Origin of the sequence: Acidilobus sp. 7A, from assembly GCF_003431325.1 — an archaeon.
Classification (GTDB): domain Archaea; phylum Thermoproteota; class Thermoprotei_A; order Sulfolobales; family Acidilobaceae; genus Acidilobus.
The window spans coordinates 769393-792673 of sequence record NZ_CP010515.1; the positions used below are offsets into that span (position 1 = coordinate 769393).

The following is a 23281-nucleotide window of genomic DNA, read 5'->3' on the forward strand; positions in this document are numbered from 1 at the left end:
CTGATGGGGGAGATGCCCCAAGGGCTAGGGGAACGGGGCCTTAGATGGGGCCTCGCGCCGCTGGGCTTGACGGCTGCCCATGAGCCACGCCGATTGCCTATGAGACGCGGGCGATGTGGGGGTCCCTGCGCTCTATCATGAATAAGCAGGTGATTGAGGTGAGTGCGTAGGGACAAACGGTCTGTCCGCTTTAAGGCCTCCTTTGACGAGAGCGAGCTGGCGGGCCCTCTCCAGGGAGCGTTATCAGCGGAGAAGCCTAGCGGTCGCCGCCGGCCGTCGCCCTGGCCTCGGCCCCGGCCTTGATGTCAAGGAGCGACACCTCCGTGAGAACCTTCGCCCTCTCTATAACAGCCATTGCCTCGGGCACCAGCAGGTACCTGAGCCTGTACAGGCCTTCAAGAGGCACGTAAACAGTGCCCTCCTCGGTGTGGCCGCAGACCTCACACTTGAAGTGGTACTTGACCTCTATGAAGGTGTCTCCGTCCCTGTTGACGGGCCCTGACACCACGTAGCTGTATGTCCCTGGGGCCCCGCAGGAGGGACAGACGGCTGGCCTCTCTATTGCCCTCGTCTCCAAGTCGGCCCCCGTAATACTCTTGCGGGGCCCTATTAAAGGGGCTGAAGCTCTTGAGCGGGCCAGGCCAAGGCCTGAGCCGCCTGGCGGTGGGCCAGTTATCAGCATCCTCTGATGGCAACTAACGTCTTAAGCATCTGCAGCGCCGCTTGAGGTGCTACATCTCCACTGGGCTCAGCGGCATCACAAGTACGTCATAAGCGGCCGTCAGCCCCAACGGCACGAGGTCCCCCATCTACGGTGACTAAGGCCCTCTGGCGGCCTGGGGCATGGCTCCAATCGCCGCCCAGGCCCCTCAGCGACGGCAAACGTCGTCAAAGCCTTTAGACATAGCCTCTGAACGCTTGTTATAAGTCCGCCCCATACCCTTAACTGCGGCCGTGGTGGCCGTGAGAAGGAGTCCCGAGGAGAGGGAGAGGGTAAAGAGGGAGGCTGAGGAGGCCTCATACGAGCTCGGCAAGGAGATGCCTGAGTCCCTGCTGAGGCTCAGGCGCCTCCTCAGGAAGGCCGTAAAGTACGCGGCCGCCTCGGGGACCAGGGTCATGGTTGTGCTGAGCGGCTCCGACCCAGTTAAGGTCGGGGTCGCCACGGCATTCACGTTAATAACGTACGAGCAGGTCATGAGGTCGCTCAAGGGGAGGCCGCAGATAAGGGTCCTCTACGCCTTCAACCAGTACTTTGAGGACTCCCAGCTGAGGAAGGAGCTTGTCAAGAGGTCAGTCAAGGAGAGGGGCAACTTGCTCAAGCTCTCAATAATAAAGTCGGAGGACGCCAGGAGGTACCTCGGCACCACCTTCCAGGGCCTCGTGCTCGACCTTGTCAACGACCTGAGGCCCAACAGGCTCGGCATACTAGTTGGCATAGTCGAGGGGGGCGGCATGATAGTCCTTCAGGCCCCCTCGTGGGATTCGTGGGACCAGCAGCTGACGGAGTTTAAGAGGAACCTCGTAGTGCCGGGCCATGAGCAGCCGAGGCACGTCTTCATAAGCTGGTTCAAGAGGAAGCTGCTGGAGCACAACAGGAACGTTTTCGTGATAGACCTTGATAACGACAGGCTGGTCAGCGGGGAGCCGGTCAAGCTGCCCCCTGCCAAGGAGAGGCAGGTGAGCCTGCCTGAGGAGGCGGAGTTCCCAAGGGAGCTCTACTCGCTGGCCCTCACGCAGGACCAGGTGGAGGCCATAAGGCAGGCAGAGTGGCTCATAGAGCCGCCGGGGAGGGGCAGGAGGAAGCTGCTTGTCATAACAGCGGACAGGGGCAGGGGGAAGAGCTGCGCCGCTGGCATAGCTATGGCGGGGCTCGCCAAGGCGCTGGGCGGCCAGAGGAGGCTCAGAGTTGTGGTGACCTCGCCTGACCTCCAGAACACCCAGAGCCTCATGGAGCTTGCTAAGAAGGCCTTCGAGGCTGAGGGGCTCGACGTCGAAGTCATCGCTGACAGGGGCCTCATAGAGGGCTTCAAGGGGAAGGGCTTCATCATAAAGTACGTCAGCCCAGACAGGGTGCCTGAGGCAGAGGCCGACATAGTTATAATAGACGAGGCCAGCGGCCTGCCGGTCCCCCTCCTGCACAAGATATGGAGGAGCCACTCAAGGGTGCTTGTCGCCTCAACAGTGCACGGCTACGAGGGGGCCGGCAGGGGCTTCAGCGTCAGGTTCCTCGGAGAGGTCAAGCAGGACCCCAACACTGAGCTCAGGCAGTTTGAGATGAGGGAGCCCATAAGGTACTCCGAGGACGACCCGATAGAGGCCTGGCTCTTCGACGTGCTCCTCCTTGACGCGGAGCCCGCAAAGCTCGAGGAGCCAGACCTGACTGACATAAAGGAGGGGAGGCTCCAATACCTCGTGCTTGAGCCTGAGGAGCTCTTCCTCAAGAGGGAGGACCTGCTCAGGCAGGCCTTCGGCATATACGTGCAGGCCCACTACAGGAACGAGCCTGACGACCTGGCCCTCGTGGCTGACGCCCCGCACTACAGCATAAGGGCGGTGGCGACGGGCTCAGGCAGGATAGTGGCGGCCTCCCTCCTCGCAGAGGAGGGAGGGCTTGACGAGGAGCTCTGCAACACCCTCCTCAACCAGGACAAGACCAAGGGCAACATCATACCTGACAGGGTCATAAAGCACCTCAGGGTGCCATCCTTCGGCAGGCTGAGGGGCTGGAGGATTGTTAGAATAGCAACCCACCCGAGCGTCCAGGACAGGGGCGTCGGCTCGGCCCTCCTGAGGTTCATATTCGACGAGGCCGTGAAGAGGGGCTACGACTGGGTGGGCAGCGGCTTCGGCGTTAACGAGAGGCTCGTGAGGTTCTGGCACAGGAACGGCTTCCAGCTGATACACGTAAGCCCTGACAGGAACCCTGTCAGCGGGGAGTTCACGGTCCTGGTCCTCAGGCCGATAGGCGAGCAGGCCTCAAAGCTCGCGGCTGTGGCAAACAGGGAGGTCAAGGTAAAGCTTCTTGAGGCGCTGCAGGACAGCTACAGGGGCATGGAGCCTGACGTAGCCGCCGCCATGCTGAGCTCAACAGCGCCCGTGACGGAGGAGGTGCCTCCCCTGACGGAGCTCAGGTACCAGAGGCTGTGGGCCTACCTCTACGGACCTATGACCTATGAGACCAGCAACGACGTCATAAAGGAGGTAGTGAGCGCCTACTGGGCCAGGGCGCCGCTCGACAGGGGGCTCCTAACGAGGGAGGAGGAGCTGGCGCTCATAGTTAAGGTCATGCAGGGCAGGCCTTGGCCCGAGGTCTCAAGGGAGCTCGGCATTCAGTTCGAGGACGCTCTCTCCCTCGTGAGGGCCGCCGTCAGGAAGATAGCTGAGAGGTACTACGGCCTCGGCGAGGGCTCCATGAAGGCGCTGGGCTTTGACGAGCTGGACAGCCCGGCAAGCGCAGTAGGCAAAAAGTAGGGCTAGCTAAAGAAATGCCTCTTAAACGTCAGAGTCCCCTATGACGTAGACGTAAAGGGTCCTCTGCCAGCCTCCTCTATCGCCTATTACCTTGACGGGCTTCCAGCCAGGTATCTGGAAGTCAAGCGTCACGACCCTGGTGCCTGGCTTCAGCTCCTGCTTGAGCTTAGGCTTGAGCGCCTCGTTGACGCTGGTCAGCAGGTACATGTAGACGACAGTGGCCTCAGATATGGGTACCCTGAAGAAGTCGCCGTGAATTATCTCAACCCTGCTATCGAGGCCCTCCCTCTTGACCCTCTCGGTGGCCTCCTTGTAGAGCTCATCCCTCAGCTCGACGCCCACCGCCTTCTTTACCGGGTACCTCTTGGCGGCCTCAACCACTATCCTGCCGTCGCCGCAGCCGAGGTCGTAGAGGACGTCGCCCTCCTTGAGGTCAAGCGCCTGGAAAACAAGGTCAAGCACCTCTGGCCTCGTGGGCACAAACGGCACCGACGGACCTCCCAACGCCATGGCTATCCACCCTAGGTCCTCTTCAAACCCCTCATTATCCCCCGTAGTGGGTACCCTTATTACGCGTTGGCCCCGTACTGTTAAAGGCCTTTTCTCCATGCGTTTGCTAGCGCGCGGCAACAAGGGCCTGCGGCCCCTGCGATTGAATATCAGTGAGGCCCTTCGTGGCCTCACAGTAGAATTAGGCCAGCCGTGAGCCTAGGAGACCTCGCAGCCCTGAGTGGTAGTGTACTCCCTGTTATAGTAGAGCAGGGGGCACCTGACCTGGGGCGCCTCGCCATCTATGACCTCGCCTACTACTATTGAGTGGTCGCCGCCGTCGTAGATAGCCCACCTCCTGGCGACAAGGTACGGCCTGGCGAGAGGCAGCATGGGTCCATACTTCCCCTCAACGTAGTTAACCCTCCTCAGCCTGTCAAGGGGGTCCCCTGGCTCAGCCATTATGCGGGAGACCCACTCATCCTCCTTTGAGAGGAGGGTCACTATAAAGTGGGGGGCATTGACAAGGACCTCATGGCTCCTGCTGGACTTATCTATGCACACGAGTATGAGAGGGGGATTTACGCTGAGGCTCGTCATGCTGCTCACTGTAAGGGCCGCGTAGGAGCCCCCGGCTCCCCTCGCCGTTACAACGTAGACCTGCTGGGCTGCCGACCTCATGAAGCCCTTTACCAGCTCCCCTGCGTCCAAGTCACGTCCCGGGGCCTAGTGTGTGGCCAAATTAAACGTCCTTCTCGCCTTCCTCTCCTCGCCTCCCCCGCCTCCCTCATCCTGACCCTCTTCCTCCTCACCCCCCTTCATCTGGGCCCTGTAGACCTCATATGAGACCTCCATGGCGTACTTAAGGGCAGCCTTTGCCTTGAGGAACTCGAGCGTGGAGTAGAGGCCGTCGAACTTTATCTCCGCCACGCTGCCGTCAGGCCTCTCCTTGATTGTGAGCTTCACGCCTCCGCCCTCCCCAGTAGCCTGCTCCCCGCCCTGGTAGGCCTTGATCTCGGCCTCAACAGTGTCGAGGTACTCCCTGACCTCCTTGGGCAGCGCAAGCGGTATGTCAGGCACAACCCTCACGTAGCCCTCGCCCCTGAGGAGCCTGGCAACCCTCCTCCTGCCCACCTTGACGTCCTCGGCCCTCTCCGCTGGGCTCACCTTGCCCGCGTCCTCTATGTATGAGAGCAGCGTCCTGAGGGCGTTAAGTTCATCCTCGAGCTCCTGTATCCTCCTCTTAAGGTAGGCCTCAAGGGTCTCCTTGCTGACGGCCCTCTCAGACTGCTGGCTCAAGGCCCACTCCCTGAAAACATTAGACTAAAGGAGGCTTTCGCAGGGAGGGGCAAGTAACACCTGCGGCCAGTATGCTCCCTGTCCTAGCACTCCTCCACCACGATTTTTATGGTGGCCTTATTCATTTTAGTTACCTTATTCACGGCTAACCCTGCTTACTGCAGCGGTTTGTCTTCAATAAAGAAAAAGTAACTCCTGCCGTAGTGATCAGTTTTATCATTGAAGAAAGGCTTTAGTTTGTCAGGGTCCCAGCGTTTACTATGGCATATTCGCTGTGGTCCGAAACTTAACCGCTTTAATCGCATTTATAGTGCTATGCGAACTAGCAGGCGTAATCGGCTCAATATTTACTATACCTGCGATTCCGAGCTGGTATTCTACGCTGAGAAAGCCTTGGTTTAATCCACCCAACTGGCTTTTTGGACCTGTATGGCTTATACTTTACTTCTTGATGGGGCTGTCACTCTACCTGGTATTTGAAAGCGGAGGGAATAGAGCAATAGTAGAGCCCGCGTTATGGGCTTTTGGTGTTCAGTTGGTTTTGAATGTGCTGTGGTCCGTGTTGTTCTTTGGTATGCATAAACTGTTTTACAGTTTCGTTGAGATAGTGCTGCTTTGGATCTCTATAGCAGTCACTACAGTACTGTTCTTCATGACTAGTAGAGCTGCGGCATACCTACTGCTTCCTTACATAGCGTGGGTAACCTTTGCGGCTTTACTAAACTATTATGTATTCATACTGAATACCTAGTTTTAAAAGATGGCTTAAAACTTTGCGAAAGTATAACCCTATTCAAGCTCGAGGAATAGGGGCTATGCAACTAGGAGGGCGCTCCTTGAGATCGCGTCGCCGCCTAAGCTTACGCCCCCTTGAAAACGTACCTATACATGCTGTGTAGGTCTCCTCAGCCTAGGCGGGCCTCTCGTCTGGGCTGATGCTAACAACACTTTACGGGGTGTCCACCTCTTCAAATGAAGTACAGGTAGCAATCTCCCGTCTCAATGGGCGGAGGGACTGCGATGCCTCGCCTTTAGCATCTGGCGCCGTTACTCTATTATCTTGCTTAGCTCCTTTATGGCTATGGCTAGGAAGAGGACGTTAAATATAGTTAGCGCCAGCAGGTCCATGGAGATGTCCAGCTTATCGTACAGTATCAGGCCCCTCGTCGCGTCCACTGCATACGTAAGCGGGTTAAACAGGGCAACGGCTTGGAGCGGCTTAGGCATTATCTTTAGAGGGTATAGCGCGTTACTTGTGAAGAACAGCGGCATCGATATCGCGCCAATTATCCCCATGAACCTCTCCCTGGTCTTCATCACTGACGCCAGGAGTATCGACATGGCTGTAAAACCTATGTCCACATATATAACTATGAGGTAGCCTGCTGTCAGCAGCAGAGGGTTGTCGGTGAACTTAGCCCCAACCAGGGCCGCTGAGGCCAGCACTATTATGTACTGCGTTGACGCCCTCACGGACCCCGCAAGGGCCCTCCCTATAACTATGTTTGCCCTCGGGATCGGCGATGAGAGGAGCCTCTTGAGGACGCCTGACTCCCTCTCGAACACCATCATGATGCCGTAGCCTAGCGCTATGAAGGTCGCTGACTGGAACACGACGCCAGGGGCTATGAAGGAGGTGTAGTCCTGGACGCCTAGCGCTACCCTGTGGGCCATGACGACGCTGAAGACTGTCACCCAGAGGATCGGCTGTACGGCCCTAGTGACAATTTCCACCGGGTCGTGCCACACCCTCCTTAGCTCCATCTCAACCATAGCCAAGACGCTTGTGAACGCCCTCAGCGTCCTGGCGTTCATGGCTCAGCCACCCCTCCTGATCATACCCCTGGTCGACAGGACCTCCCTTACGCGCTCCCTCTCCTCCCCCTCAGAGATCCCTCTGCCCGTGAGCTTGATGAAGACGTCGTCAAGGGAGGCCTCTACGACCCTCGCCTCAAGCACTTTGATGTCAGCGCTGTAGAGCCCCTCTATAATCTTTGGCAGCGCCGTCGCGGGCTCCTTCGTGACGACCGAGATCTCACCGTTGTTACCAGCGACCGCGCTGAAGCCGAGCCCCGAGAGTACCTCCTTGGCCCTCTCCGCGTCCCCGCCTACCCGAAGGACTACCTTGTCAACTCCGTAGGTCTTCTTGAGCTCTAGGGGCGTTCCCTCCGCTATTATCTTCCCCCTGTTAATCATGGAGATCCTCTCCGCGTACCTGTCTGCCTCGTCCATGTAATGGGTTGCAAAGAATATGGTAGTGCCATACTCCTTCTTGTATGATAAAAGGCTTTCCCATACGAGCATCCTCGCCCTCGGGTCTAAGCCGATGGTGGGCTCATCAAGTATAATCAGCCTTGGCCTGCTCATCAGCGCTATGGCTATCTCTAACCTCCTTATCATGCCGCCGGAGTACGTCTTCACGAGCCTCCTAGATGCCTCCCTCAGCCCCATGAACTCTAGGGCCTCCTCAACGACTTCGGCCCTCCTGCTGGACTCTATACCGTATATCTTGGCGTATATGAGGGCGTTCTCATACCCGGTCAGGTCGGTCCACAGGCTCATCTCCTGGGGCACGTAGCCTATCAGCTCCCTGACCCTCTCCCCCTGGGACGAGACGTCAAAGCCGAAGACCTTGACAGAGCCCCGAGTAGGCTTGATCTGGGTGGTGACGATCCTTATGAGTGTGGTTTTGCCAGCCCCGTTGGGGCCTAGGATAGCGTGGGAGGCCCCCTCCTCAACGGTGAGGTTGACGCCGTTTAACGCGGTGACGCCGCCGGAGTAGACTTTAACTAGATCCCTTACCTCTACGGCTAACGTTACTAAAGTCACCAAGGGTGTAACGGAAAACCGAGCTTATAGGTTTAATGCAATAATTAATTGAAAAGTTTGCTTTAAAAAAATATAGTGGCACTGTGAGAAGGAAGCACTAAATAACCTCAAGCGCTTAGGACGCGAGGCCGCAAGGCTGCTCTCAAGCGCATAAAAGCCCTAGTCCATGAGGCCCTGCGCTCTTCGAGGAGGCTTGGAGAGCGCGCTTACCTAACAATGCCATACAATGACGCCTTGGCCCGCGCCTGGCATTGTTACGAGCAAGATAGATTGCTAGCCGCCACGCGTCACCCAGCAGGGCGAGGCTTCCGTGAAGCTAAGGATTCACCTTGATAACCCTTGTCCCAGGGGCTCCACCATCAAGTACCCTGACCCAGCTCGACCTGGAGGTGAGGGCAGCCGCCACCCTCTCGGCCTCGCCGGGCCTTGTAATGGCTATTATTGAGCCTCCCCAGCCTGCCCCCGTCAGCTTGGCGCCTAGCGCCCCAGCCCTCCTGGCCGCGTAGACAAGCTCCTCAAGCTCAGGGGTTGAGACGCCTATGGCGGAGAGGAGGCCGTGGTTTATGTTCATGAGGGCCCCTATGTCCTCGAGCTGGTTGCCCCTTATGGCCGACCAGGCCAGGTCGATCAGCTGCTCGACAAGGCCCAGCAGGGAGACCCTGAGGGGGCCGACCCTGTCAAGGAACTTCAGCACGTTGAGCACTGGGGCCGCCGTGCTCCTCCTCAAGCCAGAGTCCGCCACCACCAGGGGCACGCTGAGCCCTCCCTGGAGCCTCTCCAGGACGCCCTGTCCCCTCCTGAAGACTATGGTGCCGCCGTAGACCACAGTAGCGGGGTCAACGCCGCTTGGGTTCCCGTGGGCCACCCTCTCGCCCTCCATGGTCACCTCGAAAAGCTCCTCAGGGTCTATGTCCTGGCCCGCCAGGGCTGTAAGGGCAGCCGCGGCGGCCGCTGAGGCGGAGGCGCTTGAGCCCAGTCCAGCCGATGGGGGTATGTCGCTCTCTACGGTGAGCCTGGCCGGAGGCACGTCATAGTCCCTTGAGCGCAGGGCCCTTATTATTGATAACAGGGGCTCAAGCTCCCTTGAGCTGCACGTCAGCTCAGGGCCCGTGACGCACCTCAGGCCGAGCGACGTCGACTCTATCTCGAGCGGCCACGAGGCCTTCTCTATCGCGGTTGCAACTGTAGGCAGGTCAAGGGCTGTGGCTATGGCCCTTGAGCCGTTGACCACGAAGTGCTCGCCGAACAGTATCACCTTGGCTGGCGCGCTGGCCCTCGAGTACTTCATAGGCATCCTAGCAGAATCCGCTGTTGACCTTTATTATGCTTGCCGCGTCTTTCTATAACAGTTGTCGAGTAGCCCCCACCTATTCAACATTACAGCCTTCAAGCCAAGGCCTCCCAGCAGCCGCTGTCTGCAAGGCATCTGGTTGGCGTATAGTTGGCCACAATATCTTATACAGACCCTCATTAACGACTTAATACCGCTTTATAGGAGTTCTAAAATAGTGGGAATAAGGCGTGGAGGAGTTTTACTCCTTCAAGAGGGTCAAGGCCCTCACCGAGAGGGCCTCCAGGGACCCTGCGGGCTTCTGGGCCCAGCAGGCCAACCTGATATCGTGGTTCAGGTACCCCGAGAAGGCGCTCGAGGGAACACCGCCCTACGAGAGGTGGTTCGTCGGCGGCCTGACAAACGTTGCCTACAACGCCGCCGACAGGCACCTCGAGGAGTTCCCCAACAAGGTGGCCTTCTACTGGACAAACGAGTCCCTTGACGTGAAGGCCATCACATTCAGGGACCTGTACCTCGAGGTCAACAGGGCCGCCCACGTCCTCAGGGAGCTCGGCGTTAAGCACGGCGACGTTGTCTCAATGATGATGCCCAGCATACCTGAGGCTGTCTACTTCGGCCTGGCCGTCCACAGGCTCGGCGCGGTGCTGGCCATCCACTACACGGGCCTCAGCGACGACGTCCTGGCCTTCAGGCTCCAGGACGCCAGCTCCAAGGTCATGGTGGTGGCGTCCAAGGGCTTCAGGGCCGGCCAGGAGGTCAGGATAAAGGACATGGTCGACAGGGTCCTGGAGCGGTACCAGACGCCTGTTGAGAAGGTGCTTGTTGTGAGCAGGGGCTTCTCGGACTTCAACCTCAGGGGCGGCAGGGACGTGGTCTATGAGGACATAGCGCCCAAGGGCAAGGTCTACGTCCCCCCTGAGCCCGTCGAGGCCAACGAGGTGGGCACCATATACTACACCAGCGGCACCACCGGGAGGCCTAAGGGGATAACCCAGACCCAGGGGGGCTACGTGGTGGCGCTCAACTGGACCTTCAAGGCCCTCTTCAACCTGGGACCTAACGACGTCTGGTGGACGATATCTGAGCTCGGCTGGCCGGTTTGGCCCATGGCTAACCTCTACACGGCCCCCGCCTCAGGCGTCACGGCTGTGCTCTTCGAGGGCTACGTGGGGGCCAGGCCTGACCTGTTCGCGAGGGTCATCGAGAGGTTCGGCGTGACCCACGTGTGGTCATCAACGACGACCCTCTACGCCCTCAAGGGCCTTGGCGCAGAGTCCGTCAGGGGGGCGGACACGTCAAGCCTCAGGGTCATACTTAACACCGGCGAGCCGCTTAACGTGGGCGCCTGGCAGTGGTTCAGGGAGAACCTGCCCGACGTAATGATAGGCGACGCCTACTGGATGACGGAGCACCTCAGCCCTGTGGCAGGGACCCCCTATGGCATGGGCGAGATACCCTTCAGGCCAGGGTCGGCCGGGATAGCCTTCTCCCCGACCCAGGTCTTCATACTTGACGACGAGGGCAGGCCCCTGCCCCCAGGCCAGAAGGGCTACATCGCCCTCAAGCCGCTCAGCCCGGCCCTGGGGAAGATGTGGAACGACCCCAACCTTGAGAGGTACGCCAAGACCTACTGGAGCAGGTTCCCAGGCTACTTCTACACGGGGGACTACGGCTATATGGACGAGGACGGCTACCTGTACGTACTCGGCAGGGCCGACGACGTCCTGGCCGCCGGGGGCCAGAGGGTAGGAACTATGGAGGTCGAGAGCACCATAGGCACCCACCCCGCCGTGGCTGAGGTCGCAGCAGCCGGCATGCCCGTGCCAGGCGGGAAGGGCGAGGCCCTGCTGGCCTTTGTCGTCCTGAGGCCGGGCTACCAGCCCTCTGACCAGCTGGCCAACGACATAAAGGCGTACGCCAGGAACGCCGGCTTCATCGTGGACAGGGTCGTCTTCGTCAGGAAGCTGCCCAAGACAAAGAGCGGCAAGATTATGAGGAGAGTAATCAGGGCCGTCCTCAGGCAGGAGCCGCTGGGGGACACATCAACGCTTGACGACCCAGCTGCCTTTGAGGAGACGAGGAAGCTCATAGAGCAGGTCAGGGACGAGTTCAAGAGGGCTATGCAGGGGCCCTAAATTACTTGACGACCAGGGCAGGTATCACTTTAGGCTCCACGACAGCTGTAATTATGTTGACGTCGCTAAACGCGCTGGCGGGCCACTCAAGGCGCTTAGGTACTACTAAGTACATGCCACGGACTTGAAGTAGCGATAGCTGAAAAAGCCGCACCTCCGCCGAAGGGTCTGATAAAAACAAAAGGCAAACCTCGCCCTTAAGGGCGGGGAGGGGTCAGAGGGCAGCATGGCAGCGTTGCAAGCGCAAAAACTCAGCGTGTAAAAGGACTATCTGAGGAGGCTCTTCAGTGAGGTGTTTGAGTAAACCTAAGCATCCCTTCCACTTTTCTTTTTCCCTTTAATTTCTACCTCTGCCTTAACAGGTCCTCCAGCGCCTCGCCGCCCCTCGTTTCATAAGATCATGTCGTACAATTATCTTCGCCTTAAAGCGCTTCAATGAGAATATCATAAGACCCCCATTAAAACTCTAAACTTGCCATATAAAGGTGGCACGTTTATGAGGTTAGGGATCTGAGGAGCACTATCATGCCCGTGTGCCCTATCATCCTCACGCTTGGCCTCAGCGCCTCGGCCCTCGCCTCCCACTCCCTCTTTACCACCTCGCTGACCTCCTGCACGGCGAAGCCGCCGAGGCGGGACACTGCCTCAAGGAGCTTTATGACCTGGTTAACGGTTGGCACGAAGACCACAACGGGGGCAGCGGGCCTCAGGGCCCTCCCTACTGAGGGCAGGGCCTCCCAGGGGTCAGGCATGTCAAGGAAGGCGGCGTCCAGGTCCCTCTCCTCAACGCCGGCCTTCACGTCCCCCTTCTTTACCTTAACGCACCCCTCAAGGCCAGCAGCCTTAACATTTGCGGAAGCTATCTCTATCATGTCATCCCTCACCTCGTAGGTGAAGACTGAGCCGCCTGGGCACACGTGGGCGGCTATCCATATTGTGAGGAAGCCGCTGCCGGCCCCGGCCTCAAGCACTCTCATGCCCGGCGTGAGGCCGGCGAGGGAGGTCATGTAACCAGCGTCCTTCGGGTAGACCACCTGGCTCCTTCTGGGGTAGACGTGCATCATCATGTCGTAGAGGGTCGGCCTTAGCACGTAGGCCGCTCCCCTCTCAAGCTCAAGCCTTGAGCCCCAGGCAGCGCCCACGAGCTGGGAACCCCTGACAGCCCCGGCGAAGGTTGAGTACGAGGCCTTCCCCCTGGCCCTGAAGACGTAGGTCTTCCTCCTCTCCCTGCCCTCAACGAGCAGTAGCACCCAGTCGCCCTCGCCCACAGCGGACAAGCCGCATCCTTCAGCTCAGGGGACCGCCAGCTTATAGGGAGCTCGCTGACGCGTGCAGGTGACGCCTAAGAAAAAGGAAAGAAAAGGGGTTTAGGAGGAGCGCTCACTCCTCGGGCAACTTTATAACTACGGGCTCCTCCTCGAGCTTCTTCAGGTCAACGCCCGGCAGCAGGGTCGCCTCAGGCGGCAGCTGTATCCTCTCACCCTTCTCAGGCGGCGGCCCCACGACCTTGCTTACTCTCCTCTTGTAAAGGCCCAACCTATACCTGAACAGCTTGCTCCTTAGCGCCTGTATCGCCCCAGCTGGGTCGACGGCCTTCGGGCAGACGGCGCTGCAGGAGGCGGCGAAGTGACACCTGTGGCAGCCGTGCTCCGTGTCAACTATCAGGAACCTCTCGCCCCAGCCCTCGTCCCTTACGTCATTTACGAACCTGAGGGCGTACATGAGCGCCTGAGGCCCAAGGAACTGGGGGTCAGCCGCCACAACTGGGCAGGCGGCGTAGCAGAGGCCGCAGTAGATGCAGTTAGTGTACTGATATGTCTGAAGGTACTCGTCCGGGTACATGTCGTACTGTCCCTTGGGGCTCTCCTGCTCCTCCTTGTCCTTCCTTATGAGGTACGGCTTGACGCTCCTGTGCTTGTTGAAGAAGTCCATGAAGTCAGTCATCAGGTCCCTTATCACTGGGAAGTTGTAAAGCGGCTCAACCGTCATAACTGGGTTGGCCTCGCTGACCACCTCTGTCAGCTGCGTCTGGCACGCAAGCCTCGGGGTCCCATTGATTGTCATGCCGCAGCTGCCGCATATGCCCTGCCTGCAGCTGTACCTCAGCACCAGCGTGTGGTCCTGCTCCTCCTTTATCTTGAGCAGCGCGTCGAGAACAGTCATGCCCCTATGGGCTTCTATCTTGTACTCCTGCCACCACATCCTCTTGGCCTCAGGGTCGTACCTCCTTACCCTCACGATGACCTGTTTGGGTGGAACCCTCCTCGCGGCCTCTACGTCCATCGCCATGTGCTATCACCTCATGGGAGAGGCGGAAGCTTGACCACCGTGACGGTGGCTATGGCGGCGAACACTAAGAAGACTATCCAGAACAGCACGTTGATGGTCGTCTCGTAGAGCTTTCCCTGGTGAAGCTCAAGCAGCATCCCCTTTACCCCGTTGAGGCCGTGGAACAGGGCCACGTAGGCCAGCAGAAGCAGGGCCCAGCCGTAGGAGACGTAGTCATGGTAGACCCAGGAGGAAGTGAGCGTCTGGTCCATGGTGGACGCGCCCCATATCCATGGGACCCTCTGGAGCAGGTGGAAGCCGAGCAGCCCAATCATGAGTATAGCAGTTATGTACTGCCAGAGCTGAATACTTGAGGCCCTACCAGCCATCCCCCATCACCTCACGAGAATATTATCACCCCAGCTATGAGCCACAGTACTATCCAGACGACAAAAACTGCGTAAAGCCACTGGCGCTGGGCCGCCCTGAATGTACCAGGCACATAAGGCGGCCTCGGGTCGCCAGGCCTCCCAACCCCTACCCCGAAGAACTCAGCCAGGAGCAGCCTGACCCCGTTGGGGGCGTGGAAGAGCACGGCGCCGGCCACTATGAACTCGCCTATCCTGAACGCCAGGCCCGACTCTATCGCCATTATGTGGTTCCACAGCGCCCAGCCCGAGAGCCCGCTATACGGGAAGTACTGGGACCAGACGGGCGAGTCAGTCTCAATTATGTGGGCCAGCAGGAAGGCCAGTATTATGAAGCCCGTCACCCTGTGGAGCACGAAGGCGACCCTCTCGGGGTTGTCCCTGGTCCTGACCGTCCAGGGGTTTAGGCTTGACCTCCAGAAGCCAGGCCTGTTAGGTAGCTCCTCCGGGTCCCTCCTGCCCTCTGCCAAGGTCATCACCTCAGTACTTCCTCTCCACAGGCTTCCAGGTAGTGAGCGTCACGGGCTGGTATGTAAACGAGACGCCGAGGTTCGTACTTACGTCCTTTACCGCAATTGTGTGCTTGAGCCAGTTCACATCGTCCCTCTTGGGGTAGTCGGTCCTGTAGTGGGCGCCCCTGCTCTCGGTCCTGTTGAGGGCTGCCGCCGCGACGATCACGGCGTCCTGGAGCATGTTGTACGTCTCCAGGGCGGCCACCAGGTCCGTGTTGTAAATGGTGTCCTTGTCCTCGATGTAAACCGACGTCAGGAAGGAGTCCCTGAGCTTGAGGAGCTCTGAGAGGCCCTCGCTCATGTTGGTGTTGTCCCTGAAGACGTAGAAGTCCTTCATCATTATGTCGTGCATCTGTTTCTTCACCTGGTACGAGGGGGTGCCGCTCTCCCTCTTCAGGAGCCCCCAGACGAAGTCCTCCTCCTTCTTGGCCACATCAGGCTCCGGGCTTGAGGGCTCGCCTGCCTTGAGGGCGTACTCGCCGGCCAGCATCCCAGTTATCCTTCCGCTCACGAGGCACTCCGCCGTGGCGTTCCCCCCGAGCCTGTTGGCCCCGTGCACCGAGGCCGCGGCCGCCTCGCCTGCGGCGAAGAGGCCCTTGACCCACTTGCCGTCTGGCGTCATAACGCGATAGTATATGTCCGTTGCTATGCCCCCCATGTGGTAGTGCGCTGCCGGGAACACGGGCAGAGGCTCCTCGACGGGGTCTATGCCGACGTACCTTATCCCTATCTCCCTAATGTTCGGCAGCTTCTCGTTGATCTTCTCCTCGCCCAGGTGGGTCATGTCAAGCTGGACGTACGGCATGCCCGAGGCCTCATCTATGAACGCCCTGCCCTGCAGGTACTCCGTGTATATCGCCCTGGAGACCACATCCCTTGGGGCCAGGTCGAGGAACTTCGGCGCGTACCTCGTCATGAACCTCTCCCCGTTCTTGTTCTTAAGTATGGCGCCCTCCCCCCTGGCGCCCTCGGTTATCAGGATGCCGTTGGGCACCAGGCCGGTTGGGTGGAACTGGACCATCTCCGGGTCCTTTATCGCGAGGCCGGCCCTGTAGGCCGCTGCCATCCCGTCGCCTGTCACCGTGTGGGCGTAGGTCGTGAACGGGTAGAGCCTGCCCAGGCCTCCCATTGCTATTATGGCTGCCTTGCTCCTGAACATGTACAGCTTGCCGTCCTTGAGGTTTATGGCGAAGAGGCCCTTGTAGGCGTTGTTCTCAATTATGAAGTCCGTGACGAACCACTCGTCATACCTCTCCCAGCCGTCGTACTGGAGCAGCTTGTTGTAAAGGGTCCTCATAGCTGCGTGCCCGAGCCTGTCGGCAGCCATGGTAGTTCTTGGGAAGCTGTGGCCCCCGAAGGGCCTCTGCATTATCCTTCCGTCAGGCCTGCGGCTCCACGGCATGCCCCAGTGGTCCAGAAGCAGTATCTCCTCAGGCATGATCTTAACGAAGTTCCAGACCACGTCCTGGTCAGCAAGGAAGTCAGACCCCTTTATCGTGTCCCAGGCGTGCAGGGTGAAGCTGTCGCCCTCCTGAGGGTAGAGGGCCGCCGCCGTGCCGCCCTCGGCGGCCACGCTGTGGCTCCTCATGAGCTGTACTTTGCTTACCATGCCCACGTTGAGCTTGTCGCCGTACCTCCTCTTTATCTCAACGGCGGCCCTAAGACCCGCTATGCCCGACCCTACGATTACGATGTCATGATAAATGGTCTCCACGGGCATTCAGGGCTTCGCCTCTTGTTAACTTACACAGGGGAGAAGGCACAGGAGGTTTAAAAGCAAGAAGTAATTGTTTACACATATACATCTTAAGGTAACAGCTAATGACTACTTGGCCCTCAACTTCAAGCTCTCAACGTAGGACGAGTGGTCCAGGAACTTGGACTTGTCGAGAATCCCCTTGACCTCTATCACCGCTATCCAGCCGCCGTCATATGGCTCCTTGTTTATAAGCTCAGGCCTGTCCAGGAGCTGCTCGTTGACATCCTTAACGGTGCCCGTGACGGGCGAGTAGACCTCCGCCGTCGCCTTAACGGACTCCAGGACAGCGAGGTCCATGCCCTCCTTGACCTCCTGGCCCACCTTGGGCAGGTCAACGCCGACTATGTCCTTGAGCTGCCTCTGGGCGTAGTCAGTTATCCCGACCCTTATGGAGCTGCCCTCTACCTTAATCCACTCGTCGCTCTGCGTGTAGAGCAGGGAGTCGTCAACTAGGAAGGTCACCTTCCCGAGGCTCATCATGTACCTTGCCAAGCCAGACGCCCCGAGCTTTGCCTGAGGTGGATAATTTATATATGTTCAAAGGGCCGCTCTCATCATCTATCAGCACATCGCAGCAGGGTTACACGAAGGTCTTGGCAGGGTCGGCCGACCAAGCTTAATGTTAACATCTTGAGCCTCGAAAACATTATTAATGCTTTAAACCTTGGGCCGCTGAGCCTCCTTCGGCGTAGGGCTGTGGAGTCCATAGACGAGGCGATGAGGCTCGGAGCCTCCTTCGCTGACCTAAGGTACTTCAGGGCTAGAACCATGGCGGTCAGCAGCACGGAGTCCAGGGAGGTCGTAAACAACTACGGCGTGAGCGAGGGCCATGCCCTGAGGGTCCTCGTCAACGGCTCCTGGGGCTACTACACCACCTCTGAGAGCTCGGTAGGCGCAGGGGCGGCGCGCGAGGCCTTCAAGTCGGCCTCCGGCCAGGGGAACGTCAGGGTCTACGAGCTCAGACCGCTGAGGGACAGGGTTGAGGTCAAGGTGAGGAGACCCCTGGCCGAGGACCCCGCTGAAGTGATGAGGGAGCTCAGGAGGATAAGGGAGCAGGTGAGGGCCCAGGAGCCCAGGGTTAAGTCAATAACCGTCAACTACTCCCAGGTGGAGTACGACAAGGGCTACTGGAGCAGCGACGGCAGGGACCTGGAGCTAAGGTACTCGATATCGAGGGTTTCGCTTACGGCGGTCGCCAGGGAGGGCGACGTCGTGGCCTCAGCCTACGCCTCAAAGTCCACCTACCTCGGCTACGCCCTTGAGGTGTTTGATGTAAATGAGCTCATAGACCTGCTGCTGAGGAGGCTGAGGTCCCAGCTCAAGGGGGTGACGGTGAGGCCGGGCCAGTACCAGGTGGTGCTGAGCCCTGACGTCTCTGGCGTCTTCGCCCACGAGGCCCTGGGCCACCTGGCGGAGGCGGACATAGCGGTTGACGGCATACTCGGGAAGCTGAGGGGCAGGAGGGTGGCGGCTGACTTCGTCAACGTCTCTGACTCGCCCCAGCTTGACGACCCGATGGCCATAGGCATAACCCCGTACGACGACGAGGGCGTGAGGGGAAGGGAGGTCAAGATAATAGAGGGAGGCGTCATGAGGGAGCTCATGAACGACAGGTCCTACGCCGCCTCCCTGGGCGAGGAGCCCACGGGCAACGGGAGGGCGGAGGACTTCAGGAGCAGCGTCGTGGTGAGGATGAGGAACACCTACTTCAAGCCCGGCGACATGAGTCTCGAGGAGCTGCTGGAGGGCGTGAAGGACGGCTTCCTGATGGAGTCTGTGATGGGAGGACAGACGAGCAATGACGGCACGTTCCAGTTCGGCATACAGGAGGGCTACCGCGTTGTTAACGGGGAGGTGAGGGAGCCCATAAGGGGCGCCGGCATAGCGGGCTACACCATAGAGACCATAGGCAACATAGACGGGGTCAGCAGGGACTTCAAGGTGTGGCCCGGTGTGTGCGGCAAGGCAGGGCAGAGTGTCTTCGTGGGCACTGGCGGGCCCTACGTCAGGGTCTCTAAGATGAAGGTGGGATGAGATGGAGGCTATCTCAAGGCTCCTGGGCGAGGCCTCAGCCTCAGGGGCGCAGGCAGAGGTGATCTACGTCAGGTCGCGCTCAGTGGAGCTCTCCTGGGAGAAGATGAAGCAGTACGGCATGACTTACGTCGAGGAGGGCTGCGGCCTCAGGGTCGTCAAAGATGGCAGGGTTGGCTTCGCTTACTCTAACAGGTGCAGCGGGGACCTAGTCAAGATGGCCCTCTCGGCCGCCAAGGCCTCGGAGCCGGACAGCGCCAACTCCCTGCCCGCCCCCGAGCCCGTGCAGCCCATCGAGGGCTCCTACGACAGCTCCCTCGAGGAGCCCTGGGAGGCCCTGAGGGGCTTCATGGAGGCGGTGCTCTCCTACAGGGGAGGGCACCTTAACATAATCTCTGCAAGGGCATGGGGAGGCACCGCCCTGGTCAGCGTGGCGAGCACGGAGGGCGTCGACGTCAGCTCCAGCGCCTCCTTCGTCGGCGCCGCGGCCACGGGCAACTACATGGGGGAGAGCTACGTCGGGCCTGAGATATACGAGTACGGCGACTCAAGGGCGGCCAGGGGCGTCAAAGTTGACGACTTCATGAGGGAGCTCTCGAGGAAGGCGGAGCTGACAGGCAAGAGGGAGCAGCTGAAGAGGACTGACAGGCCGGTGGCGCTCACCCCTAAGGCCATCAACGAGCTCCTCTTCCCCCTGCTAAACCACGCCGTAAGCCTTGAGAGCGTCTACAGGTCAAGGTCCCCGCTCAAGCCAGGGGACTTCGTGGGCAACAGGGTCACAGTAATTGATAACCCGAGGCTGCCGGAGGGCGCCTGGTCCAGGCCCTTCGACGGCGAGGGCCTGCCGACTAGGGAGGTCGCAGTGATTGACGCAGGCACCTTCAGGACGCCGCTCTCAAACACCTTCTGGGCCAACAAGGCTGGCGGGGTCAACACCCACTCCTCCTGGAGGACCTTCATGACGCTCCCAGCAATATCAGCTACCTACCTAGTGATTGACGCTCAGGGCGCCGGCGACCTGGGGGACGCGGTCTTTGTTGATCAGGTCCAGGGGGTTCACACGAGCAACTTCGACACAGGCGAGTTCGCTGTAAACGCGGCGATAGCCTGGGACGGCGACGGGGGGCTGAGGGAGTTCGTGCTCTCAGGCGACCTAAAGCAGCTTCTTGGGGGTCTAGTGGGCCTGGCCCCAGACAGGAGGAGGTACGGGAGGGTGGTCAGCGGCACGGCCCTAGTGCAGGGCCTCCGCATCTCCTCATGAGCGTCTCAGCTTTTATTTCCCGGCGGACATCAGCAGGCACGAGCAGCCTTGGGCGCCTCAAGGGCCTTCGCAATAGTAGTGCTCGTAATATTCCTGGTCGCCATCTTCTCAGCGCTAGCCTACGTCGTACCGCTGCCCCGCAGGGGCCAGCTAACTACGTCAACGCGTGCAGCCTCAAGCACCAGGACGGCCAGGGTAACCAGAACTACATCAACGACAGCCACTGAGACCACAACTAGCCCGCCTGCCCCGCAGGGCAGCGCCCTCGCCATAGTTGAGGTGATCCCAAGGAACACGAGCGGGGTCCTTAACGTCACCGCCCTGGTTTTCTATGACGGCTTCAACTCAACCAACCTCACCTACGCCGCGCTTAGGTGGCCCAACGGCACGGTGGCCTGCAGCAGGGAGCTGAACATAACCGTGAAGTACTACTCTGACACCAGGGTATGGGTGAGCTGCGAGGGCGTGCCCTTCAGGCCGGGTGAACAGATCTACATAACAGTGATGGGTTCAGCTAACGAGACCGCGTCCTACGAGATTACCGTTCCCTGAGGTGTAGCACTTGCTCTCCATAAAGGCCTACGAGGCCCTCGCTTTGCTGGCCTTCTCTGCTGCACTGCTGATCTCAAGGAGGCTGAGGCACGACGTAGTGGGCGTCATAACTGCCCTGGCCCTTGTGGCCCTCGGGCTGGTTAGTCCATTACAGGCGCTCTCTAACCTGTCCTCAGTGGCCGTGGTGGTCCTCGCCTCAGCCATGATAATAGCTGGCGTCGTGGCCGACTCAGGAGTCCTTGACGTCCTGGGCGACAGAATAGCCTCGAGGGTCACGAGCGGCCTCCTGGTAATAGTAATCGTACTGTTGATATCACTGTTCAGCTCCGGCTTCGTGAGCGACGTGGCCCTGACGTTCATGTTCATGCCCCTGATATACAGCGTGGCGTCACGTGTGAGGAGGCCCGCCTCTAGGTACCTGATGCTGCTCTCATATGCAGCCATACTCGGCGGGAGGTACACTATAATTGGCACCTCGTCAAACATAGTGCTTGAGGGCCTCTGGACCCAGAGGTTTGGGAGGCCCCTTGGCATATTCTCGACGCTCCCGGTTGGCCTCGCTGCCGCCCTGGCCGGCCTTGGGGTTGCCATAGCCTTAGTGCCCCTCCTGGTCAGGGGGAGCGCCAAGGGGACTGCAAGCCTTGAGATGGTTGGGAAGCATGAGATACTGATAGAGGCTGACGTTGAGGAGGGGAGCGAAGTGGTCGGCCTAAACATAAGGCAGGCTGAGGAGAAGCTGGGGGCCAGGATAAGGCTGCTGAGGGGGGCGCTGTCGATATACTCGAGACGCACAATAAGGGCAGGGGACAAGCTCATACTTTCAGTTGAGAGGGACAGGCTGCCGGTCATAATGAGCGTCAAGGGCCTCAGGACAGGGCTTGGCCAGGGCCCCTTCTACGAGCTCCTGGTCACGGGGAGCTCCGCAGTTGTTGGAAACACTATATATGAGGTTAACATGAGGCTCAGGGACGTTAAGGTTGTTGGCGTTGCCACCAGGAACAGCCTCGGGAGCATAAGGAGCTACGCCCTGGCCCCGGGCGACATAGTCCTTGTAGAGGGCGATGAGAAGGCCGTGGCGCAGGCGGCCGACGCCTACAGGCTCACGCCGCTGACCACGACGCCCGTCAAGTCGCTTAACGTCAGGGCCGCGGCCTCAGGCCTCCTGGGACTCTCCGTGGCCCTAGCTGCCTCAGCTGCCGGACTCAACATGGCGCTGAGCTTCCTTGCCGGGGCGCTGCTTGCAGTCATCCCGCAGCCAGGGTCGCTGAGGAAGGTCTACTCCTACGTGGACTGGTCGGCAATAGTCTTCATCGGCACCTACCTCTCGATGGGGGAGGCGCTGATAAGCTCAGGGCTTGGGAGCGCCATGAGCTTCATGGCCTCCTCCCCGCTCCTGCTCATGCTGGCCGGCGTTGTCCTTGCAAACCTGGTGGGCAACGTGGCGTCGGCGATAATACTTGGACCCCTGGCCATCAGCTCGCCCCACCCCCTCACAGCAGTGATTGCCCTCTCCATGGCCGTGTCATCAACTTTCATAACGCCGTTCTCCCACCCGGCCAACCTGGTTGTCTACTCAGCTGGGGGCTACACCCCCAGTGACTTCGCCAAGGCCGGCGTGCCCGTGGCTCTGACAGTAATTGTGGTCACGGCCCTGATGCTTCACCTGTTCTAGGTGCTCAGGCAGCTCGTGCTGCGGTCATCGCGGCCCCGCGCTCTCCAGAGGTGCATCCTCCTCATCGCAGTTTTAGCATTCTTTGGGCGGCCTAATAAGCTTCAGCTCACCTCAGGCCCCCTGAGGTACCAGGCTATCGACGCCGTTGCCCCCACGGCCCAGAGGACCACGTTATATATCATGTACTGGAGCTGTGTGAAGTTCGCCAGGTAGAACACTGAGGCGGCGTAGAGCGCGTAAGGCACTACCCTGACTATTGCTATTGCCGTGCCCCTGTAGCCGACAGGGAATGCGAGGGGCTCGAGTATGACCCTCGCCGCCCACGCCATCTCCCCGAAGACCCCGTTGACCAGGAGGAGGTAGGTGAAGAGCATGAAGCTGTGAGCGACGTAGCCGAGGACCGCGGCTGCGACAGCCATGGAGGCCAGGCCGCCAACGTAGCTCACAGCCGTCAGCGCCCTGCTCCCGGCCGGCCTTAGGACTGCCAGAGCGAGCGGGCCCCCCACGAGCTCGCCGACGTTGTAAATCACCAGCAACAGGCCTGTGCTCCTGGGGAAGAGGTAGGGGCCTATGGTGAGGGCAAGGAAGGCGTAGGTGAGCGCAGTGGCTATGACGAGGGAGGTGAGCACGGCGACCCTGAAGGCCAGCCCAGGCCCCTCGCCCGGCCCCGCCACCCTGCCCCTGGCCTCCTCTGGCAGGGACTCCCACTCAGGCGACTCGGGCAGCAGGAACCTGGTGACCAGGAGCACAGCAATGGCAGCCCCGAGGGTTACGGCGAGCGAGTATATGGCGGCGCTGACAGGTATTGCGTTGCTCTGGTAGAGCATCATTATGAGGCCGTCTATGAGGACCCCAAGGTTGGATATGTCAGTTATAAGTATCAGCGCCGCCGTCCTTTGGCCCCTCCCGAAGACCTCGGCGAGGTAGGCCAGCACAGCCGGCATTTCGCCGCCGAGGCCGACCTGAGCCACGGCGAGGCTCGCTATGAGGGCCGCCAGGGGCCATCTGTACTCAAGGGCCAGGAGGGCCGCGAGGGAGCCAAGGCCGTAGAGGGCGAGGGTCACTATGAATGAGGGCTTCCTGCCAATGACGTCAGCTAGCCTGCCCACAGTCAAGTTGCCTATCAGCGTGCCCACCGGTATCATGAGGAACATGAGCGTGTCGGCCCACTGCGGCGCCGAGGACCATATTGCCACCACGGGAACCATGCCGAGGACCAGGCCGTAGGCAACCATGGAGACGCTCATGGAGGCAGCTATCAGGGCCCTGCCGGCCTTCAAG

The 23281-nt window shown here is 59.7% G+C and carries 21 protein-coding genes; 7 read left to right on the forward strand and 14 right to left on the reverse strand.

Going from position 1 to position 23281, the window contains the following annotated elements; translation table 11 throughout:
* Window positions 1-256: 256 nt before the first annotated feature.
* Window positions 257-577 (reverse strand): hypothetical protein, encoded by a 321-nt coding sequence (locus SE86_RS03930; RefSeq protein WP_117354372.1) that lies wholly within the window; start codon window positions 575-577, stop codon window positions 257-259.
* A 386-nt stretch (window positions 578-963) separates the two neighbouring features.
* Between SE86_RS03930 and SE86_RS03935 the strand changes: the two genes are divergently transcribed.
* Entirely contained in the window at window positions 964-3471 is a 2508-nt protein-coding gene (locus tag SE86_RS03935; protein ID WP_117355107.1) for a tRNA(Met) cytidine acetyltransferase TmcA, read from the forward strand.
* A gap of 21 nt (window positions 3472-3492) precedes the next feature.
* Here the strand turns inward: SE86_RS03935 and SE86_RS03940 are convergent, their stop codons facing one another.
* The 3 genes from SE86_RS03940 to SE86_RS03950 all read right to left on the reverse strand — a co-directional run bounded on the left by SE86_RS03940 (window position 3493) and on the right by SE86_RS03950 (window position 5259).
* Window positions 3493-3981 (reverse strand): class I SAM-dependent methyltransferase, encoded by a 489-nt coding sequence (locus tag SE86_RS03940; RefSeq protein ID WP_117354373.1) that lies wholly within the window; start codon window positions 3979-3981, stop codon window positions 3493-3495.
* A 198-nt stretch (window positions 3982-4179) separates the two neighbouring features.
* Entirely contained in the window at window positions 4180-4671 is a 492-nt protein-coding gene (locus SE86_RS03945; RefSeq protein ID WP_211096457.1) for a flavin reductase family protein, read from the reverse strand.
* A 15-nt stretch (window positions 4672-4686) separates the two neighbouring features.
* On the reverse strand, window positions 4687-5259 hold the full coding sequence (locus SE86_RS03950; protein WP_117354374.1) for a hypothetical protein: 573 nt from the start codon (window positions 5257-5259) through the stop codon (window positions 4687-4689).
* A 310-nt stretch (window positions 5260-5569) separates the two neighbouring features.
* Between SE86_RS03950 and SE86_RS08345 the strand changes: the two genes are divergently transcribed.
* Entirely contained in the window at window positions 5570-6010 is a 441-nt protein-coding gene (locus SE86_RS08345) for a TspO/MBR family protein (protein ID WP_211096458.1), read from the forward strand.
* 296 nt (window positions 6011-6306) lie between these two features.
* Here SE86_RS08345 and SE86_RS03960 read toward each other — a convergent pair whose 3' ends face one another.
* The 3 genes from SE86_RS03960 to mvk all read right to left on the reverse strand — a co-directional run bounded on the left by SE86_RS03960 (window position 6307) and on the right by mvk (window position 9376).
* The gene (locus SE86_RS03960; RefSeq protein WP_117354376.1) at window positions 6307-7074 is read right to left on the reverse strand and encodes an ABC transporter permease; all 768 of its coding nucleotides are present in this window, start codon (window positions 7072-7074) and stop codon (window positions 6307-6309) included.
* A 3-nt stretch (window positions 7075-7077) separates the two neighbouring features.
* Window positions 7078-8088: an ABC transporter ATP-binding protein gene (locus SE86_RS03965; RefSeq protein WP_174221358.1), complete on the reverse strand. Its 1011-nt coding sequence runs from the start codon at window positions 8086-8088 to the stop codon at window positions 7078-7080.
* A 316-nt stretch (window positions 8089-8404) separates the two neighbouring features.
* The gene (gene mvk, locus SE86_RS03970) at window positions 8405-9376 is read right to left on the reverse strand and encodes a mevalonate kinase (protein ID WP_158543113.1); all 972 of its coding nucleotides are present in this window, start codon (window positions 9374-9376) and stop codon (window positions 8405-8407) included.
* Window positions 9377-9609: 233 nt separating this feature from the next.
* Between mvk and SE86_RS03975 the strand changes: the two genes are divergently transcribed.
* Complete coding sequence (locus tag SE86_RS03975; protein WP_117354379.1) at window positions 9610-11517, forward strand: AMP-binding protein; 1908 nt, start codon at window positions 9610-9612, stop codon at window positions 11515-11517.
* Window positions 11518-12011: 494 nt separating this feature from the next.
* On the opposite strand, the gene SE86_RS03980 is transcribed toward SE86_RS03975, so the two are convergent.
* From SE86_RS03980 to gcvH, 6 genes are all read right to left on the reverse strand, one after another.
* Window positions 12012-12785, reverse strand: coding sequence for a tRNA (adenine-N1)-methyltransferase (locus SE86_RS03980; RefSeq protein ID WP_236747358.1), 774 nt, complete (start codon window positions 12783-12785; stop codon window positions 12012-12014).
* 112 nt (window positions 12786-12897) lie between these two features.
* A complete protein-coding gene (locus tag SE86_RS03985) occupies window positions 12898-13806 on the reverse strand; it encodes a succinate dehydrogenase/fumarate reductase iron-sulfur subunit (RefSeq protein ID WP_211096459.1) in 909 nt (302 codons plus the stop codon).
* Window positions 13807-13817: 11 nt separating this feature from the next.
* Entirely contained in the window at window positions 13818-14174 is a 357-nt protein-coding gene (locus SE86_RS03990; RefSeq protein ID WP_117354381.1) for a succinate:quinone oxidoreductase, read from the reverse strand.
* 11 nt (window positions 14175-14185) lie between these two features.
* Window positions 14186-14689 carry a succinate dehydrogenase gene (locus SE86_RS03995; RefSeq protein ID WP_117355110.1) on the reverse strand — a complete coding sequence of 168 codons (504 nt, stop codon included), beginning with the start codon at window positions 14687-14689 and terminating at the stop codon, window positions 14186-14188.
* Between the two features lie 4 nt (window positions 14690-14693).
* Window positions 14694-16445, reverse strand: coding sequence for a succinate dehydrogenase/fumarate reductase flavoprotein subunit (locus SE86_RS04000; RefSeq protein ID WP_174221335.1), 1752 nt, complete (start codon window positions 16443-16445; stop codon window positions 14694-14696).
* Window positions 16446-16550: 105 nt separating this feature from the next.
* Window positions 16551-16976: a glycine cleavage system protein GcvH gene (gene gcvH / locus SE86_RS04005; RefSeq protein ID WP_117354382.1), complete on the reverse strand. Its 426-nt coding sequence runs from the start codon at window positions 16974-16976 to the stop codon at window positions 16551-16553.
* Window positions 16977-17180: 204 nt separating this feature from the next.
* Here gcvH and tldD point away from each other — a divergent pair, with 204 nt between their 5' ends.
* The 4 genes from tldD to SE86_RS04025 are packed head-to-tail and all read left to right on the forward strand — an operon-like array spanning window position 17181 to window position 22000.
* Complete coding sequence (gene tldD, locus SE86_RS04010) at window positions 17181-18518, forward strand: zinc metalloprotease TldD (protein ID WP_117354383.1); 1338 nt, start codon at window positions 17181-17183, stop codon at window positions 18516-18518.
* 1 nt (window position 18519) lies between these two features.
* Window positions 18520-19776, forward strand: coding sequence for a TldD/PmbA family protein (locus SE86_RS04015; RefSeq protein ID WP_117354384.1), 1257 nt, complete (start codon window positions 18520-18522; stop codon window positions 19774-19776).
* Between the two features lie 48 nt (window positions 19777-19824).
* Window positions 19825-20328, forward strand: coding sequence for a hypothetical protein (locus SE86_RS04020; RefSeq protein WP_117354385.1), 504 nt, complete (start codon window positions 19825-19827; stop codon window positions 20326-20328).
* 10 nt (window positions 20329-20338) lie between these two features.
* Entirely contained in the window at window positions 20339-22000 is a 1662-nt protein-coding gene (locus SE86_RS04025; protein WP_117354386.1) for an SLC13 family permease, read from the forward strand.
* A gap of 101 nt (window positions 22001-22101) precedes the next feature.
* On the opposite strand, the gene SE86_RS04030 is transcribed toward SE86_RS04025, so the two are convergent.
* Complete coding sequence (locus SE86_RS04030) at window positions 22102-23280, reverse strand: MFS transporter (RefSeq protein ID WP_117354387.1); 1179 nt, start codon at window positions 23278-23280, stop codon at window positions 22102-22104.
* Window position 23281 lies beyond the last annotated feature (1 nt).